Annotated in this window: 11 protein-coding genes; 4 read left to right on the top strand and 7 right to left on the bottom strand. The window is 67.7% G+C overall.

Annotation, left to right across the window (positions count from 1 at the left end; translation table 11 throughout):
• Positions 1-97 precede the first annotated feature (97 nt).
• Both AC0NH5_RS22690 and AC0NH5_RS22685 read left to right on the top strand, forming a co-directional pair.
• Entirely contained in the window at positions 98-571 is a 474-nt protein-coding gene (locus tag AC0NH5_RS22690; RefSeq protein ID WP_474407061.1) for a very short patch repair endonuclease, read from the top strand.
• Entirely contained in the window at positions 568-1,737 is a 1,170-nt protein-coding gene (locus AC0NH5_RS22685; protein ID WP_474407059.1) for a DNA cytosine methyltransferase, read from the top strand. The genes AC0NH5_RS22690 and AC0NH5_RS22685 overlap by 4 nt, the downstream gene beginning before the upstream one ends.
• Here the strand turns inward: AC0NH5_RS22685 and AC0NH5_RS22680 are convergent.
• From AC0NH5_RS22680 to AC0NH5_RS22655, 6 genes are all read right to left on the bottom strand, one after another.
• Positions 1,727-2,479 (bottom strand): DUF6339 family protein, encoded by a 753-nt coding sequence (locus tag AC0NH5_RS22680; RefSeq protein WP_474407057.1) that lies wholly within the window; start codon positions 2,477-2,479, stop codon positions 1,727-1,729. The two genes, AC0NH5_RS22685 and AC0NH5_RS22680, sit on opposite strands and share 11 nt — an antisense overlap.
• Positions 2,476-3,360, bottom strand: coding sequence for a hypothetical protein (locus tag AC0NH5_RS22675; RefSeq protein ID WP_474407054.1), 885 nt, complete (start codon positions 3,358-3,360; stop codon positions 2,476-2,478). The genes AC0NH5_RS22680 and AC0NH5_RS22675 overlap by 4 nt, the downstream gene beginning before the upstream one ends.
• On the bottom strand, positions 3,353-5,233 hold the full coding sequence (locus AC0NH5_RS22670; RefSeq protein WP_474407052.1) for a hypothetical protein: 1,881 nt from the start codon (positions 5,231-5,233) through the stop codon (positions 3,353-3,355). Before AC0NH5_RS22670 ends, AC0NH5_RS22675 begins: the two co-directional genes overlap by 8 nt.
• On the bottom strand, positions 5,230-6,216 hold the full coding sequence (locus AC0NH5_RS22665; protein ID WP_474407050.1) for a PD-(D/E)XK motif protein: 987 nt from the start codon (positions 6,214-6,216) through the stop codon (positions 5,230-5,232). Before AC0NH5_RS22665 ends, AC0NH5_RS22670 begins: the two co-directional genes overlap by 4 nt.
• Positions 6,213-8,744: a Z1 domain-containing protein gene (locus AC0NH5_RS22660; RefSeq protein WP_474407047.1), complete on the bottom strand. Its 2,532-nt coding sequence runs from the start codon at positions 8,742-8,744 to the stop codon at positions 6,213-6,215. Before AC0NH5_RS22660 ends, AC0NH5_RS22665 begins: the two co-directional genes overlap by 4 nt.
• Positions 8,745-8,944: 200 nt before the next feature.
• Positions 8,945-10,171 (bottom strand): MFS transporter, encoded by a 1,227-nt coding sequence (locus AC0NH5_RS22655; protein WP_474407157.1) that lies wholly within the window; start codon positions 10,169-10,171, stop codon positions 8,945-8,947.
• Between the two features lie 368 nt (positions 10,172-10,539).
• Between AC0NH5_RS22655 and AC0NH5_RS22650 the strand changes: the two genes are divergently transcribed.
• Both AC0NH5_RS22650 and AC0NH5_RS22645 read left to right on the top strand, forming a co-directional pair.
• Entirely contained in the window at positions 10,540-12,243 is a 1,704-nt protein-coding gene (locus AC0NH5_RS22650; protein WP_474407045.1) for a PIG-L family deacetylase, read from the top strand.
• Positions 12,240-14,045, top strand: coding sequence for a S8 family serine peptidase (locus tag AC0NH5_RS22645; RefSeq protein ID WP_474407042.1), 1,806 nt, complete (start codon positions 12,240-12,242; stop codon positions 14,043-14,045). The genes AC0NH5_RS22650 and AC0NH5_RS22645 overlap by 4 nt, the downstream gene beginning before the upstream one ends.
• On the opposite strand, the gene AC0NH5_RS22640 is transcribed toward AC0NH5_RS22645, so the two are convergent.
• Entirely contained in the window at positions 14,046-15,203 is a 1,158-nt protein-coding gene (locus AC0NH5_RS22640) for an outer membrane protein assembly factor BamB family protein (RefSeq protein ID WP_474407039.1), read from the bottom strand.
• Positions 15,204-15,310: the final 107 nt, after the last annotated feature.

The following is a 15,310-nucleotide window of genomic DNA, read 5'->3' as shown; positions in this document are numbered from 1 at the left end:
TCACCCTAGAACACCGAGTTTCTCACCGGCTTTCCGCTCGTCGACCGTCCGATCACCCGGTAGAGCGCTCAAGCCTCCGGCCGGCTAACGTTACGGGGTGGTCGACAAGCTTGTGCCCAGCTCAACCGGCGTATCGGCACGGATGAGCAGGCAGAAGCGCCGCGACACCGAGCCGGAGATGGCCATCCGGAGATTGCTGCATGCAGCCGGCTTCCGATACCGAGTGGCGTGGCGGATACCGGGCATGGCGCGTCGTACTGTCGATATCGCCTTCACCCGGGCCAAACTTGCCGTCTTCGTCGACGGCTGCTTCTGGCATTCCTGCCCTCGGCACGGGACGAGCCCGGCGTCCAACGGCGCCTGGTGGGCCGAAAAACTCGAGACCAATCGGCGACGTGACATCACGACGGACGAGCACCTCACCGCGTTGGGTTGGTCAGTGCTTCGCATTTGGGAGCACGAAGTTCCGGCCGATGCGGTGGACCGGATCACCGGAGAGTTACGGACGGCCATGGGCTCGTACACCCACGGCGTGCCGGCCACCCGGGCCACCCATGAGGATCTATCATGAGCCACCGGCCGAATGCCGACCCGCTCTTGAACGGCAGCCCCGCCAGGAGGAAGAAATTGACGGTCGAGCCGATGAATGACAGCGCTTCTCCGGACGAGGCGAAGAAGCTGCGACTGATCGATCTCTTTGCCGGCTGCGGGGGCTTGACCTCAGGATTCCTCGATACCGGTAGTTACCGTGCGGTCGGCGCCGTCGAGCAGGATCATGCCGCGGCATCGACGTACGCTGCGAATTTCGGCGCCGATCACATGTTCCAGGGCGATATCGAGAAATGGGTCGACAGCGGTTCGGTGCCGGCTGCCGACGTCGTTGTCGGCGGGCCTCCGTGTCAAGGCTTCTCGACTTTGGGACGACGCGACCCCAACGATCCACGAAATCTGCTGTGGAACATGTACGTCGACGTACTCGTCAAAAGCGGCCCGAGGGCCTTCTTGCTCGAGAACGTTCCGCAGTTCGGCAAGTCACCGGAATTCGAGTTGCTCAAGGCCGAGACCACCGAGGGTCGGCTGCAGAATTATCACCTTCGGCAGGCGGTCGTGCGCGCCACGGACTACGGTGCCGCTCAGTTGCGCAAACGGTTCATCGTGATCGGGACGCGGAAGGACTTCCCGGCCATCGAGATCCCTGTTCCGAAATGTGCTCCGGCGCAATGGCGCACCGTGCGCGACGCCATCGAGGACCTCGAGCACAGCGTGGATCCCGGCAACACCGAGTTGCCGGACAGCACGACCATGTTCTTCGGCAAGTCGCTTCCCGGCCGCTTCAAAGCTTCCGACCTCGATCTTGCGCGGACCTATCGTCAAGTAACCATCGACCGGATGAACAACATCCCGGAGGGCGGCGATCGGCGCAGCCTGCCCGCTCATCTGATGGCAAAGTGCTGGGTAGGCCGTACCGCCGGCATGGACGTGATGGCCCGACTGCGGTGGGACCGACCTTCCGTGACCATCCGCACGGAGTTCTTCAAGCCGGAGAAGGGGCGCTATCTGCACCCCGTTCAGAACCGGACGATCAGCCACCACGAGGCAGCACGCCTACAGGGATTCAGCGACACTTTCGAGTGGTGCGGCACCAAGAACGACATCGCTCGGCAGATCGGCAATGCGGTGCCGGTGCCGCTCGCCAGAGAGATGGCCGCTCACATCGCCGCGAGGATCAACCGGTAGGGCTGAGCGGTACGGCGGCTCCGTCATCGGGACGGAGCAGGCGAACGCTGTCCGTGCAGAGCTTGCGGCACAACATGTCGACCTGGCCGTCGTCGAGAGCGCGGACGTCGATGAAGGCCAGGTAGCGCCGCAGGCGCCTACTGACGTCGCGGATCACCGATCGGCGCGGCACTCCGGCCGGCAGGTCGATGATCGCGCCGGCCACCGCGGCGACGAGGCGGCGATCACCGCCGATGCTGCGGCGTTCCAGCAGCTGATTCAGGTCGCTCTCGGACAACGCGCCCAGCAACGACTCCCGACCCTCGAACACCACAGCCTGCCACCAGAGGCGGGCCCAGGTGTGTCGGGTGAGGTCGGTGGCGAGCCATCGTTCCTTGTTGTCGACACCGAAGCGCCACTCGGTGAGATGCGGGAGCGCAACCAATGACATGAATGACCACAGGCCCCGATTTCCTGCCTCGGACCAGGACAGGTCCATGGCCGCGCGAACGAGTGATGCTGCGGCACGGTCGAAGGCGATGCGGTGTTCCGCCGTGGCGATGGACGGAAAACCGAAGCCCTGGGCGAGCTTTTCCATCGTCGTGGTCAGTTCCGCTATCCGGCGGGCGGAGACGCGAGAGCCGACCGGGGCCCACAGTTGGAACTCATGAGCAGGCGCCGGAACGGGCTGTTTTCCCTCGGCCACCTCGGCATACAGGGCCGATGCGACTGCCTCGGGCAGGTACGGCCAGAGTTCGGTCACTGGAACACCCGTCCCTTACCGCCGGCCCGGACGGCACCGGCGAGTGCAGTACGGAAATCCGCCAACTCCTGCGGTGTCGACGGTGCCCGAAGCGGGAGCCGGGACGATCGGAGGATCCGGGAGAGGACGTCTCCGACCGAGTCGGGCGGCCATTCCACCCGCTCGTCAAGGTCTTCCCGGAGGTGCACCGCGATCTCCAGCAACAGTTCCGCGACACCCGACTCGAGCTCGTCCAAGAGAGCCTGCTGACGTCGGTCCTTGGCACCGCGGGCCACGGCTTTGCTGAGCTCCCCGTCCCGCTTGTTGATCAATATCCGAAAAGTGCCGTAGAACGCCGCCGACAGATCGGTACTCGTCTCGAGGTGCCAGGCGGCGTCAGGCGACAACCGGGTTCCCGCGAAGTCGATCTCGTGCACCGGGAACATCGAGGCCGAGCTGTCCAATGTCACCTGGTACGCGTGCTCCGACAGCACCGATCCCGGGATCCACGCCACTCCGGGGACGTACGACGTCGGCGGACGAACCATGCTGATCGTGCTCCGAAGACGGAGAACGCCGGAGATTCGTTCGCCGGACAACACGGCATGGGCAACCGCCGATCCGTCCTGGCCGAAGCCGGCGAGCGGCGCGGCATCGGTCATGCTCGTCGTCGAGCTGGTCCAGGAGACGGCCAGAGCAACGTGGGTGAGGTCGAGGCCGGTCTCGTTCCGAAGACGCTCGACATTCAGCCGCACCCTGCGGGCCACCTCGAGGTCGGTCCCCGGGTCCCAGCCGTCGATCTCGTCGGGCAACGTGATCCAGTCCTGGCCGTCGCGCAGTTGCCAAGGCTCCCAGACAACCGTCCCCGGAGCCGGGACCAGGTAGGGAAGGATGTCAGCCATTGTTGATCACCTGCCCGATCCGGAATCGGACGACCGCGTCAGGAACATGATCGGCCAGTACGTACCACTCCGACTCGCCACCCGCGGAGAGCACGATCTCGGGTCCGCGAACGACCGTCGCTCCGTCTCCTGACTGCCACTGGATGACCCCGGGGGCGGCCATGCCCGCAGGCGGCTCGGTCTCCCTGCCGCCGCCTTCGACGATCACGTCGACATCGGCGGTCAGGGTCCGTTCGGTCGTCGCCGCCGGCGCCCGCACGACCGCAACGAGGTACGGGCGGCCCTCGTGAAGGTGCAGTCGCGGGGAGCCCACCAACCGCGCCCGACCACCGCGTGAAGTCTTGGAACCTCGGCCTGCACCACCGGATTCACCCGACCTGTCGACGTCCCCACCGTCGGATCTGTGTCCGTCGCCGCCGTCGTCCGGATCCGCACCGCCGTCGCCGTTCATCAGCCGTGGCGGAATCACGGATCCGAGCCGCGCCGCCAACTGCCCCAGACCTTTCCCTCCGGAACCACCCGAGTGTGCCGCGAATCCGAAGCGTTCGTCGATGTGCTTCATCAGGAACGTCCGTAGTCCCTGCACCACGCCACGAGCCGCACCGCTGAGTCCCTTGGAGACCCAGTCGTCGTGGGTGGGCGGTTCGGCGGACGCGAACAACTCGTCAGCGTCCTCGGACGCCCGGAACACGCCCGCGTAGGAAAGCAACGTGTCCGGGTGCGGCGGTCCTTCGAAGTAATCCACCACCAGCTCGGCCACACGCATGCGCGCGATGTGCCGACTCGGTCCCGTGAACGGACGAGCTGCCGTCACGAACTCACGACGGCTGATCCGGTCGGCTGGTCCGAGAGCGAATGCCACCGATCCGGCATTCTTCGGTGGCACAGTTCGCGAGTAGCTGTCCCCACCTCCTCGCCTGATCTCCGTCAGCGCCTCGACGAACGGCGCGAGATCCTCGACCTTCTCCGGTGATTCGACCGGAATGCGACGACCTTCCACACCCACCGAGAAGCGCATCCGCATACCGTCGCGGTCGGGGACCATCTTCGGCCAGAGGTGCCAGAGGATCGACGACGTCAGGAACGTCGCGGCTTCGTGCGGAGATCTCTCGCGCATCTCACCGTCAAAACCGATGGAACCGAGATCGGCACCGAGCATGACGATGTCCGTGCCGGTACGGCCGTCCGCGAATTCAGGCAGGCCCAACCTGCGGGCAAGATCAGCAGCCCCGTCACCGACCACCGGGTCCGGCACGCCGTCCGATCCGACATCTCCCCACCAGTGGCGACCGGTGTAGCGACGGTCGCCCTGGTACCAACTGTGGCCGAGCGCCGCGCCCATCAGGCGACGAGAGTCCGGTCCTGCCGAGACCGTTCGGGTGTTCACCAGGATGGCACCGACCCGGCTCAGCCGATAGAAAATCCCCTTGCCGAATCCGTACGTCCCACCCCCGAACTCATGGTCGCTCGGCTCACCGACATTGCGCAGGAACTGCACGAAGTCGGCCTTCTCGCCGGCATCCGCCTTCACCCCCGCACGCAGAGGGCCGCCGAGACCCACGGTGTTGCGATCCGAGACGACCAGCACGACAGCGCCGGGCCGGAGGACGTCATCGATCTCCACCTTGGATTCCACCGGCGGCCCGGGCAACAGCAGATCGCGCCACAGCACGGCATCCTTCCCGAGAACCCGGATGTCGATGTCGAAGTCGACCGCCTGCCCGGGTATCCGGGCGTCCCAACTGTTCTGTGCCGCCTCTCGAACGAGAACGGTCAGCGGGTCGAGTGCCGGTCGACCGAGTTGCTTGACGATCCCCTCGGCGGCGGCGGAGCCCTCCGGCGCGAAGGGTTGTGACCACCATTGGACGCTCATCGAGTCGATTCCACCGCTGCTTCGTTCAACGACGCTCCTGTCACGTACGGCAGAAGCGCTCCCAGTTCCAGCTGATATTGGAGGTGACCGGCGCCTGACGGCAACCGTCCATCGGTCAGTGATGAGGCGACGAGTCGGGGAACCGCGCCTACCACCGGAACGATGAGCACCTCGTCGACCGCGAAGGTGTCGCTGTCGGGCCTGTCCGGATCGGATCGCCATCCGGCCGCCGCGAGGAGAGGCTCCAACCTCGGACGTCCCGCCGCGGGAATGGGCAGCTCCTCGACAAGATCGCCGATGGTCCGACCGTCCGGGTCGTCGACGACTCGGACCAGCACCAGATCCAAGGCCCGTTCGTCGTGGACATCGAGTTGAGCGAGTCCGTGAATCACCACCGAATCGGTGGAGGAGCCGAGCCCTTTCACCTCCAGACACCGCGACGGGGCCTCGAAGTCGTGCGGCTCGTCGAGAGGGCCACGCCATGCCTCGATCGGCAGGTCCGATGCCGCGGTCAGTAGCGCCGCCAGAACGGTGAGTTCAGCGAACAAGCCTAGCTTCGCCTGCCTCGACAGGCCACGGGTCAGCGCGCTCCGGAACAAGCGTCGCCACCGCGCCACGGCCTCGATCGCCGCGGAGCCCGGCCGGGACGAGCCCGCCACCGCGTCCAGGACATCGCCCAACACCTCGTCGAACTGGTCGAAGAGTTCGACGTCGGTACATGTCACGTCGAGATACGTCGCCACCGCACCGCCGAATACGAGGCGCCGGACCGCGGTGCCGAGGACAGCCGGGCGCGGATCCACCACCAACGACTCGCCGCCCACCGGGACCAGCAGATGACGCGCCCCGGTACGGTCGACCGCTGCTCGGCACGGGCCGGCGTCGGCACGGACCGTGAGCGGGAAGGACGCGAGTTCCTCGGCCTTGGGTCGGCCGAGGACCGCCCACGCACGATCCAGCTCACCGAGATCCCGTGCGGTCACGCCAACCCTTCGGTGTCGACGTCCAGCGCCTCGTCGAGGTTCTCACTCTCGACGTCGGAGAGGTCGACTGCGACGTGGCTGGCCTGGATCCGGCGCTTGGTGGAGGGATCGCCCGGGAACGTGATGCCCATGCCCACCACGGGAGCCACCGCACCGAGCGCGACCCGACGTGTGGCCGACCGACTGTCCGGCTCGCTGACCGGGTCGACGAGGTACAGGACCAACAGCCCTCGGTCGCTGTTCACCTTGTCGGCATTGCGCAGCTTGACGAGGTCGTCCTCGCTCTTCTGCCGGGCCTGCGCCACCGTCAGCCCAAGGTCGAGTGCGCGGTCCTGCTTGCTCATGAGGGTCTTGATGTCAGCACGGTCGGCATGGTGGTCATCGAGACGGGAGCGGATCGCGTACGTGATGTCTAGACCCCCGAACCGGGTTTGAGATCCTTCACCGATCACCACGGCCACGGACCAGGTCGCCAGGCTCGGCGGGTCGTCAGCGAGCCGACTGTCGATGTATTTGATCATCATGGCTCGGTCCAGGTCGGGTGAGTCCTCATGCACCTGGTATCGCCCGAGGAACGTTTTGATCACCGAAACCGGAACATTGCGGATGAGGCGCGCGGTGCTCAACGGCTCCTCGTCGCCGTGACGCGCTGCCTCCTGCACGAGGTTCTCGGCAGCCTGAAGATTCGCTTCGAGCCACTCCTTGTCACGATGCAGGAAGTATCGCGTCTGCAGCCTTCGGCCGGCGTACGAGATGTAGGCGGGCTGCGCCGCCCCCATCTTCGCGGTGATCCGTAGCGAGGGATGCGTCCGGATCCGCACCGCCACCTGCGAGGGCGTCAAGTTCTCCCGCTGATACCTGTCGATGTCGTCGCGCATCTCGTGCTCGACGGTGGCCAGATGCCGGAACGCGTCCTCCAGGCTCGGTGTCATCCAGATCCGCGGAAGATCCTCGTAGCCCGTGCGGTATCCGAACCAGCGACCCATCTGGAGCAGCGTGTCGTAGGCTGTAGCACCTCGGACGAAGAAACTCACCACCAGACCTTCCAGGGTGAGGCCACGGGACAGGGTGTTGCCTCCGACCGCGATCGCAACCACCGAGGGCTCCGAATAGTCGAGACGGTCCTGACTTCGGTAGTTGTCGAGAACCACCCTGGTGTCCGTCACCACTCCGGCCAGATGCTTGAGCAACTCGTCGAAGGAGTCCTGCGTTCTGCCGAAGTCCTCCGCCGGCACCCGGGCGGACTCCTCCTCCCACAGCGCACGCCACTTGTCCAGGACGGCCTCCTCGTTCGCGGCCAGTTCCTCGAGCGCCTTCCTCCGCAGGTACTCGAGCGGATCCCGATAGCTCTCGTGGACCGCGATCTTCACGGAGGTGTGGATCAACATGGTGCTGTGGCCCGTGTCATGTCGCGCCCGACGTGCCGCCGTTGCCAACCAGAACCAGTGGACTGCCTTGACCAACTCGTCGATCAGCGTTGGGGTGAAACCTTCGGCGGGTTCCTTGCCGCCCGGCCGCAGCAGTGGGACGTCGTCCTCCTGAACGGTTCGAACCATGTCGTACCCGTCCAGCGGCTCCTTCGCCGCCGCGTCCTCCTCCCACTCGACCGCGTATCGGCCGAAGATCTTCTCCGGTCCGAAGTACCCGTCCGGGCGGGGCAGGTTCAGGATGAAGGACTTCGGATAAAGATCATCCTGCGCGGGGTCGATGAAGACGTTGGCGAACGGCGTTGCCGTGTACCCGACGTACGTGCATTTCGGCATGAGCCCGAGAAGCTTCAGGATCAACGGGTTGATCCGGCCGGTCGCGACGGACGCTTGATCCGCCTCATCGTCGATCACCAGCGCCGGCGCCGACTCCAATGCTTTGCGAGCATTGGGCGCACCCAGCCATTTGATCAGCTTGGTCAGTACGGCGACATTCTTCTTCACCACCACCAGAACGGGCTTGTCGAGATTGAGGATCGACGCGGCACCGTGCGTCGGACTCACGAAGTCCTGGTCCACCGACGTCATCGGGATCCAGTCGTCCGGATTCAGATCCTTCAAGTACTCGTCGAGGCGGACCTGGGTCTGGCGCCGAAGGCCGTTATGGATACCGGAGAGCACGATGACCAGTCGGTATTGAACGTCCGCCGACTTCGCGACGACAGCGGTGAAGTTTGTGGTCTTGCCGCTCTGCACGTACCCCACAACCAGGCCCTTGGCGTTCCAGGAGTTCTGGTCCGGCCTGGGCGTGTGTGCCACCACCGTGCTGGAGGAGCGATCAACCGATCCGATCCGGTCCTCGTCCCAGCCCTCGTTTCTGAACTGTTCCGCGAGCGCAGGCCAGAATCGATCGGCATCCACCGGTCCGCTGTACCAGTCGTCCGATCCCGCCGTGATGACCGCGGGACCGCCGGCCTGCACCTTCGCCTTGTCGGCAAGAAACTGCTGCCGGTACCCGTCCACGGTGTCGGACGACAATGCGTCGCTGAACCTTGACACGGCCGCATCGACGCCGTACCTACGCGCCCAGTCCGCGAACACGGTGTAGAACCCGCCCAATGTTCTGCCCCCTCGACCTGTTCGTGCCCTGAACCTATCGGAGCGAAGTCCGCTTCCCGCGCTGAACTCACCGCCCTTGTGGCCCGACCACCGAGATGTTGGAGAGCGGCAAATCGATCAGTGAGACGAAAGAGCCGTCCGGCCACATTTCGTGGCCGGACGGCTCTTTCGTATTGCCTGAGTCAAGCGGGCTGCGGCACCGACCGGCCCAGAACGAAGCTCCAGCTCAACGACCGGCCCCTGACGCGCACCAGCGCAACCGCCCCCGCAACCGCGGCCACCGTGGTGATCCCACCAGCCACCAGCAGCGCTTCCCGGGCACCCAGGGTGTCGCACATCCATCCCACCGCCGGCGCGCCCACGATCCCCGACAGCGAGGACACGATGCCCACCGTCGCGAGCACCCGGCCACGCATCTCTTCGCGCGTGTCCAGCTGGATGCGTGTCGAGGCCACGGTGTCGAACACGACCGCACCGGCGGCGATCGGCAGAATCAGCGCGGCGAAGCCCAGCACGTCGGGTGCCAGCCCTGAGCAGAACTGGAGCACGCTGATCAGGAGGCCGGTGCCCAGCAGCACCCGCAGCGTCGACCGGCCGGTGCCGGCGAGCAGCAGGCCGCCCGCCACCGCCCCGACGGCGAAGACCGTCGACAGCAGACCGTAGGAGCCGGACGATCCTTCCAGCGGGCCGGCCACCATCGCGGCCATCGACACCTGGTAGTTGCGGCCCAGCGACCCCAGCACGAACGACAGCCCGAGAACGATCAGCACGACCGGCTGCCGCACCAGGTAGCGCAGGCCTGCGAGCACGCCGCCTTCGGACGACGAGGGTGATGCCAGGTCGCGCATCTCGCCGGTGCGCATCGCCATCAGCGAGAAGATCACCGCCAGGTACGACAGCGCGTTGATCAGGAACAGCACGGTCGGGCCGGTGATGCCGATCAGCACGCCACCCAGCGCCATCCCGCCGATGCGGCCCGCCGAGCTGAGCACGGACCCGAGGGCCAGCGCCGAACTCAGGGCCTCGCGTGGCACCAGCGACGACCCGAACCGCCCGAGCACCGGGCCCTCGAACGAGCCGATCACGCCGGAGGCCAGCGCCACGCCGTAGATCAGCCAGTTGCCGGAGAGCGGCAGGATCAGCGCCAGCGCCAGCAGGGCGCGCAGCACCTGGCAGCCGATCAGCAGCGGGCGGGCCGGGAGCCGGTCGGCGAGGGCGCCGCCCCAGCTGCCGAGCAGCAGCACGGGCAGTGACTGGAGCATGACGACCGCGCCCATGGCGGTGGCCGAGCCGGTGGCGGACAGGATCAGCCAGTTCAGCGCCAGCACCTGCATCCAGGTTCCGCTGACGGAGACCAGGTCGGCGGCCGCCCACAGGCGGTAGTTGCGCTCTTTCAGCGGCGCGAACATCGGGGCCAAGGCGGCGGCACCTCCAGCAGAGAAGTGACGCCGGCTCTCGGCGTCGCCACTCTGTTCGGGCAGGTCACCGCGGCTGCTTCGGCCGGTCGGCCGGGAACACCGCAACCGCAACCGGGCCAGTTGCGGCAGGGCCGGGGCAGCGGACCACCACGGGCGTACGCCGAAACGGTCCCGTCGCTACGACAGCGGAAGCGCGCTGTAAAGAGTGAACAGCGAATGTCACACCCGTTACTCAAGACTCGCGTCGATGTGACGTGCATAGGTATCGTGCCCCGCGTCCAGATTGATCACGGGGGTGCAACATGCTGGGCAAATCGTCCTCAGTCAGGCAGAGGCGCTGGGGCGGGACCGTCGCCGGCGTGCTCGCGCTGCTCGGCGCGACTGTCGTGACCATGCAGGCGAGCGCCGACATCCTGGACAGCTCGGGATGCGCACGCGGCCGGGTGCTGAACGTCGTGGCGCACCAGGACGACGACCTGCTGTTCATGAACCCGGACATCCAGCGCGACATCGACGCGCAGCGGTGCACGCTGACCGTCTTCGTGACCGCCGGTGACGCCGGCGCCGGTGAGGGTTACTGGCGCGAACGGGAGAAGGGCCCGCGGGCGGCGTACGCGCTGATGGCCGACGTCGACGACGACTGGAACTCGCGCACGGTCACGTTCGGGCAGGGCAACGGCCGGGCCGGGTACGACGTCCGGTACGAGTCCCTCGTCGATCGCCCGGACGTCGCGCTGGTCCACCTGCGCGCGCCGGACGGTGGCGGTGGCGGCTTCCCGGTCAACAACGGCGAGAGTCTGAACGAGCTCTACGAGGGCAAACTCACCGAGATCCACTCCGTGGACGGGGCCAACACGTACACCCGGGCCGGTCTCACCGAGTTGCTGCTCGACATCATGCAGACGTTCCAGCCGGACACCATCCAGACCCTGGACTACTCCGACAAGAACCGCAGCGCCGACCACAGCGATCACCGCACGACGGCGTACATGACCTTCGACGCGCATCTGCGATACCGGACACCGCACCGGATCAGCGCCTATATGGCCTATGCCGTGGCGGAGCTGCCGACGAACGTGTTCTACACGGTCGAGGACCGCAAGATGGACATCTTCATGGCCTACGCGGAACACGACGCGAAGGTGTGCCAGACCACCGGGGCGTGCCTCAACGGCGCGTACGACATCCGCTCCTTCCGCCGCTACCGCAACGCCACCGAGCAGGGCGGCGCGCTGAACATCGCGCCGCTCGCCGCGCTCTCCGCCTCGTCGCAGAACGTCACGGCGACGCAGACCGTGGGCAAGGCGGTCAACGGGTCGGCCGAGGGGGCGCCGATCTCGGCGAAGGACGAGTGGGTGACGGCCAAGGGCAAGGCGGGCAGCTGGATCCACGCCCGCTGGCTGAACGCGCAGACCGTCGACAAGGTCGTGCTCTACGACCGGCCGAACAGCAACGACCAGATCACCGCCGGCACGTTGTCGTTCAGCGACGGCACCTCGATCAAGGTCGGCGCGCTGCCGAACAACGGTGAGGCGAAGGTCGTGTCGTTCCCGCCGAAGCGGCTGTGGAGCATGCGGTTCACCGCCACCGCGGTCAGCGCGACCACACGCAACGCCGGCCTCACCGAGATCCAGGCGTACGCGACGACGGTGGCGCCGCAGGCCGTCGTCACCGCCTCCACGCAGAACACGGCCGCCAGCCAGCACGCCGTCCGGGCCGTCGACGGCTACACCACCGGGGCGGGCATCGGCAGCAACCGGGAATGGGCGACGGTCCGCGGCAAGGCGGGCAGCTGGCTGAAGCTGGCCTGGGACAAGCCGCAGTCGATCACCAAGGTCGTCCTGCACGACCGGCCGAACGGCAACGACCAGATCACCGGCGGCACGCTGACGTTCAGCGACGGCAGCAAGGTGAACGTGCCGGCGCTGCCGAACAACGGCGCCGCGTACACGCTGACCTTCCCCAAGCGGACCGTCACCGCGCTCACCTTCACGGTCACCAAGGTCAGCGCGACGACCGGCAACGTCGGTCTCGCCGAGATCCAGGTCGAGGTTGCCCGATGAGGCGCAACCGGCGGCACCTGAGGATCGCGGCGTTCACCGCGGTGGCGCTGGCCTTCGCGGGCGTGACGATCCCGGCGGTCGCGGAGACCGAACCGGACGTCCGCCTGATCGTCGGCCTCGAGCCGGCGCAACGGGACGACACAGCCGAACAGCTGACCGACGAGGGGTACGACCTCGAAGGCTCGCAACAGCTGGAGAAGATCGGCGCGCACACGCTCGAGGTGCCGGAGGACGAGGCTGCCCGGATCGCGGCGAAGCTGCGCGCCGAGGAGGGCGTCAACTTCGTGCAGCTGGACCGGCGGGTGACAGTCCTGGCCGACACGACCGAGCAGCCGACGGACCCGCCCACGGAGGAACCGGCCGAGCAGCCTACTGAGGAACCGGCCGAGCAGCCCACGGAGGAACCGGCCGAAGAAGAGCCGGCCCAGCAGCACGACCCCCTCGCCCAACTGGGCATCCCCGCCGCTCTCAAGACCGCGACCACCTGGTCCCCGGCGATGATCGCCGTCGTCGACACCGGCGTGACCCCGGCCGGCAACCTGGTCAACGCCGTCCTTCCCGGCGCCAACGTCATCGAGAACGCCCCCGATCCGGCCGACGCCCGCGACGACCATCCCGCCGGCCACGGCACTGCTGTCGCCTCACTGGTCCGGTCCGCCTGCCCGGCCTGCCGGATCCTTCCGGTCAAGGCCGTCGACAAGCGCGGCACCGCCTTCGACAGCGAGGTCGCCGCCGGCATCACCTACGCCGCCGACCGGGGTGCCCGCATCATCAACCTCTCGTTCGGCGCGCCGGATCAGACCGGCGACCCGAACGCCGCCGCCGTCCTCCGGTCCGCTATCGGCTACGCCCGCGCCAAGGGCGCGATCGTGCTGGCCAGCGTCGGGAACGACGACCGCGGCAACGTGAAGTACTACCCGGCCGCGAACGCCGGCGTCCTGGCCGTCGGCGGCACCGACGCGGACGGGAAGCGGCACGCCGCCTCGAACTACGGCGCGAGCTGGGTGGATCTGGCCGCGCCGCACTGCGCCACCGCCTCCACCGTGACCGGTGGCACGGCGGCGGTCTGCGGCACCTCGTTCGCCACCGCCCTCGCCTCGGGCGTCGCCGGTCTGGTCAAGTCGCGGACGGCGGCGGCCAACCAGTGGAGTCTGGAGAACGCGCTGACCACCACGGCGCTCGCGCCGGCGGCCGCGGATCGGTGGCTGGCGTTCGGCGAGATCCGGGCCGACCGCGCAGTGACCAAGGTGGACACCGCCAGGCCGGTGATCGGCGCCGTGACGCCCGCCTATCTGGCGCGGTTCCGCGGCACGGTGACGGTCACCGCGGACCGGGTCACCGACGCCGGCGGTTCCGGGCTGACCCACGCCCAGCTCTTCGCCGATGGACGGCTCATCGGCACGGACTACTCCGCCCCGTACGCGATCCGGTATCCGAGCGGCGCGCTGAATCGTACGGTCACGTTGCAGTGGAAGGTTTTCGACCGGGCCGGCAACGTGGGCCTGTTCAACCGCAACGTGATCGCCGACAACCTGGCGCCGGCCCTGACCTGGACGTCGGGTCCGAAGAACCGGGCCAAGGTGAAGGGCACCGTGAAGGTGACGGCGCGGGCGAGCGACCCGTCCGGTATCGACCGGGTCGAACTCTGGATCAACGGGAAGCTGGTCCAGTGGGACCGGACCGCCGGTTACGCCTTCTCGATCCGGACCGCGAAGTACGGGAAGACCATCAAGGTGCAGGTGCGCGCCCGCGACAAGGTGGGCAACCTCCGCTACCTGGCGACCCGCACGTGGCGGCGATGATCACGGGGCGTAGGCCACCAGCAGGCTCCCGATCACCTGGTGGATCCGGCCGCCGGTGACCACGACGCGGCCGCCGAAGACGGGACCCGCCACGGTGCCGTCGGCTGCGGACAGGACCGCGCCGCCCGCGTACAGCAGGCCCCCGGCCCGGACCGGCTGGGTCGCCTCCGCGCCCAGCTGAGTGATCCACAATCGCTTGCCGGTGGCGGCGTCCAGCGCCTCGACACCGCGCCCCTCGGCACGGTAGACGCGCCGCCCGTCGGCCGCGATCAGCTCGCCGGCCTTGCCGGTCGCCGTCCAGACCACCGCGCCGGTCGCCGCGTCCAGCGCGACCAGGCCGGTGTCGGGGCCTGCCGGAGAGGTGACGTAGAACCGATCCGCGCGTGGGCTCGCCGCCTGAGCAGTCCAGGCCCCCTTGCGGGTCCACCGGACAGCGCCGGTGCCGATGTCGACCGCCGAACTGTCGCCCGCCGGCACGCCGAACCCGTCGGTCCGGTGGATCAGCAGGATCCCGTTGGCCGAGACAGCGCCGGCGGCGAAGTTCGGCTTCCGCCACAGCTGCCGGCCGTCCCGCACCCGATAGGCGACGACCGCGTCCTCGTCCGACGGCGACGTCCCGGAGATCACCACGACGCCCTTGTCGACCACGACGGAGTGCACCGGCATGTCCGAAGCCACCGTCCAGCGTGTCCGGCCGGTGGTCACGTCGAGGGCGGTGAGCAGGCCGTTCGGGTCGCTCTGGGAGTTGCAGTCGCCGTTCGCCGCGATCAGCAGACCGTCGCTCACGGCCAGCACCGGCGTCTCGTTGTCCAAGATGTCCGGCCAGCTGAAACGCCAGCCGAGCCGGCCGTCGGCGACCGCGTGGGCGGAGATCCCGAGCTGGTCGGTCGCGAAGACCCGCCCGCCGGCGATCACCGGCGCGGACGTCCCGGAGCAGCTCGCGTCGCTCCGGCGCAGGTTCACCGACCATTTCTTGCCGAGCCGGCGGATGCTGCCCGCGTTGATCACGGACTCCGCCGGGTTGTAGTAGCTGTCCTCCGCGTCGTAGCCCGGGTGGTCCCAGAGGGCCGCCGGCGCCGCGGTGGCCGGCGTCGCTGCCGCGCCGGCAGCGATCGTCAGGGACAGGAACACCGCGGTGGTACGGGTGGATGCAGTCACGTTCGTAAGGTATTCCGGTCAAAGCACCCGATACCTGGATATCCGGTTATTGCACGAGAACAGGGCGACCCGCGGTTTCCCTCGCGGATCGCCCTGTCTGCCCGGAG

It is taken from the genome of Actinoplanes sp. 13 (assembly GCF_056134165.1).
The sequence above is the reverse complement of the archived record's forward strand: the minus strand, read 5'-3'. Positions and strand labels throughout refer to the sequence as shown.

Bases quoted from the DNA above. Each gene is read 5' to 3' on its own strand.
- AC0NH5_RS22655 (WP_474407157.1), bottom strand. From the start codon at position 10,171: ATGTTCGCGCCGCTGAAAGAGCGCAACTACCGCCTGTGGGCGGCCGCC.
- AC0NH5_RS22670 (WP_474407052.1), bottom strand. From the start codon at position 5,233: ATGAGCGTCCAATGGTGGTCACAACCCTTCGCGCCGGAGGGCTCCGCC.
- AC0NH5_RS22675 (WP_474407054.1), bottom strand. From the start codon at position 3,360: ATGGCTGACATCCTTCCCTACCTGGTCCCGGCTCCGGGGACGGTTGTC.
- AC0NH5_RS22645 (WP_474407042.1), top strand. From the start codon at position 12,240: ATGAGGCGCAACCGGCGGCACCTGAGGATCGCGGCGTTCACCGCGGTG.
- AC0NH5_RS22685 (WP_474407059.1), top strand. From the start codon at position 568: ATGAGCCACCGGCCGAATGCCGACCCGCTCTTGAACGGCAGCCCCGCC.